4 protein-coding genes are annotated in these 2,375 nt (G+C 63.1%); all 4 read right to left on the bottom strand.

Going from position 1 to position 2,375, the window contains the following annotated elements:
- Positions 1–476: response regulator (locus M0954_RS25785; RefSeq protein ID WP_297356264.1), on the bottom strand; the 476-nt coding region annotated here is incomplete at its 3' end.
- Between the two features lie 9 nt (positions 477–485).
- Positions 486–1,118, bottom strand: coding sequence for a chemotaxis protein CheB (locus M0954_RS25780; RefSeq protein WP_122155898.1), 633 nt, complete (start codon positions 1,116–1,118; stop codon positions 486–488).
- 48 nt (positions 1,119–1,166) lie between these two features.
- Positions 1,167–2,021, bottom strand: a complete 855-nt coding sequence (locus M0954_RS25775; protein WP_297356263.1) for a CheR family methyltransferase — start codon at positions 2,019–2,021, stop codon at positions 1,167–1,169.
- A 17-nt stretch (positions 2,022–2,038) separates the two neighbouring features.
- The coding region (locus M0954_RS25770) for a response regulator (protein WP_297356261.1) at positions 2,039–2,375 on the bottom strand (337 nt) is incomplete at its 5' end.

The raw sequence follows: 2,375 nt of genomic DNA, 5'->3' as shown, positions 1-2,375 counted from the left end.
CGCAGATCGTGGCCGAGCACCGCCATCAGCATTTCGTTGGCTTCGAGCATCTGACGCGTCGTCACCAGTTGCGCGGCGAGCTGGCGTTTCTGCTGTTCGAGTTGCACGAACACATCCACCTTCGATTGCAGGATGCGCGGGTCGAACGGCTTATAGAGAAAGTCCACGGCGCCCGCTTCATAGCCGCGGAATGTGCGCGAGGCGTCCTGCGCGGTTGCTGTCAGAAAGATGATCGGCACATGCGAGGTACGTGGGCTGCCGCGCATCAGCGCGGCCAGCTCGAAGCCGTTCATGCCCGGCATGTTGACGTCGAGAATGGCCAGCGCCACTTCGTGTTTGAGCAGGAGGTCCAGTGCGGCCGTGCCGGAATCGGCCACCAGTAGGTTGATCTCCGGCCGGGTCAGCGACGCCTGAAGCGCCATGATGTTATGCGCGATGTCGTCGACGATCAGAATGTTGACAGTGGGATTCGTCATGGCATCGGGTCAGGATTCACGTTCAATAAAAGCCGGCAGCCGCGCAAGGCGACGCGCTATTGTAGAGGGAGTCAAAATTTCGTCGGCAACACCGCGCTCGATCGCGGCGCGCGGCATTTCCGGTGACGAGGCCGTATCAGGCGCCTGAACCCAGGCGGCGCCGCCCAGCGCACGCACCCTTTCGAGGCCGCGCACCCCATCTTCGTTGGCGCCTGAAAGCAGCAGCGCAAGCAGGCGCTCGCGATACACCCAGGCGGCCGATTCGAACATCACGTCGATCGACGGCCGCGAGAAACGCACGGCCGCCTCCGTGGATAACGCCACCGTTCGGTCGTCTTCAACCAGCATGTGATAGCCAGGCGGCGCCACGTAGACGCGGCCCCCGAGAATACGCTCGCCTGCGTCGGGTTCGAGCACCGGCAGCGTACTGCGATGGCTGAAGGTTTGCACGAGGTAACTGAGCGGATCGGCGGGAAGATGGACGACGACCATCACGGAAGCGGAGAAATCGCCAGGCAGCGCGGCCAGCAGCCCGTTCAGGACGTCGATGCCACCCGCCGACGCCCCGATCGCCACCATCTGGAACGCGCGCGGGCGTGCCGGGGCGGCCTGGCGTTTTACTGTAGAAGGTTGTGCGCGCATAGGAACTCGCGTCAGGGTCGGCTGAACGATGTTGGCATGGCGGCGGCGTTAGCGCTTCTGGTAGATACGCTCACGCGGACAAAACTCGTCAAACGCTTCGTGCTGGCTCGAGAAACGCAGGCTTTCCTTGCTGCCCAGGCCAAGGAAGCCGCGCCGCACGAGGGCACGTTGAAACAATCCTAGCGCGCGATCCTGCAGCGCGCGCTCAAAATAGATCATAACGTTGCGGCACGATACCAGATGTGCCTCAAGGAACACTTCGTCGGTCGACAGGCTGTGATCGGCGAACACCACCCGGTCTTTCAGCGCGCCGGCAAAGCGCGCGCCGCCGTAGGCCGCGTGATAATAGTCGGACAGCGAGCGCTTGCCGCCCGCAGCCAGGTAGTTCTGAGTGAAGCCCGCAATCCGGTCGAGCGCGTAGATGCCCGACTCGGCGCGCGCCAGCGCGTCGGGGTTGATGTCGGTGGCGTAGAACAGCGTGCGCTCAGTCAGCCCCTCTTCGTCGAACAGAATCTTCAGCGACCACAGTTCCTCGCCCGTGCTGCAGCCGGCCACCCACACCTTGACCGAGGGATAGGTCCGCAGGACCGGCATCACGTGCTGGCGCAGCGCCATGAAATAGGCTGGATCGCGAAACATATCGCTCACCTGCACCGTCAGATACTGGAACAGGCGTGCGAACTCGGCGCCGTTGCGCATGATGCGGTCCTGCAACTGCGAGAGCGTGGTGAGACCGAACTCGTCCAGCGCCTGGGTCAGCCGGCGGCGCAACGACGACATCGCGTAATGGCGAAAGTCGTGCTGGTACTTCAGATAAATCGCCTCCAGCAGCAGCTTCAGTTCGATGTCGAAATCGCTGATGCGCGGCGGCCGGACTTCAGGCGCGGGCGGGTTGCTTTTCATCGCACGGTTCTCTGCGACTAGCGTTGCCGCAGCCAGACGCGGCACAGCGCGACCAGCTTGTCGACGTCGATCGGCTTCGAGATGTAGTCGTCCGCCCCCGCTTCCAGGCAGCGCACCCGGTCGTTCGCCATCGCCTTGGCAGTCAGGGCGATGATCGGCAGGTGGGCAAAGCGCGGATTGCGGCGAATCTCCGCCATCGCGGTCAGGCCGTCCATTTCCGGCATCATGATGTCCATCAGCACCAGATCGACTTCCGCCTCCCTGTCCAGCAATTCGAGCGCTTCACGGCCGTTGCGTGCAATCTGCAACTTGGCACCAAGCGGCTCGATCACATGCGACAGCGCGAAGATATTG

This window comes from Paraburkholderia sp. (genome assembly GCF_026225065.1).
GTDB lineage: Bacteria > Pseudomonadota > Gammaproteobacteria > Burkholderiales > Burkholderiaceae > Paraburkholderia.
The sequence above is the reverse complement of the archived record's forward strand: the minus strand, read 5'-3'. Positions and strand labels throughout refer to the sequence as shown.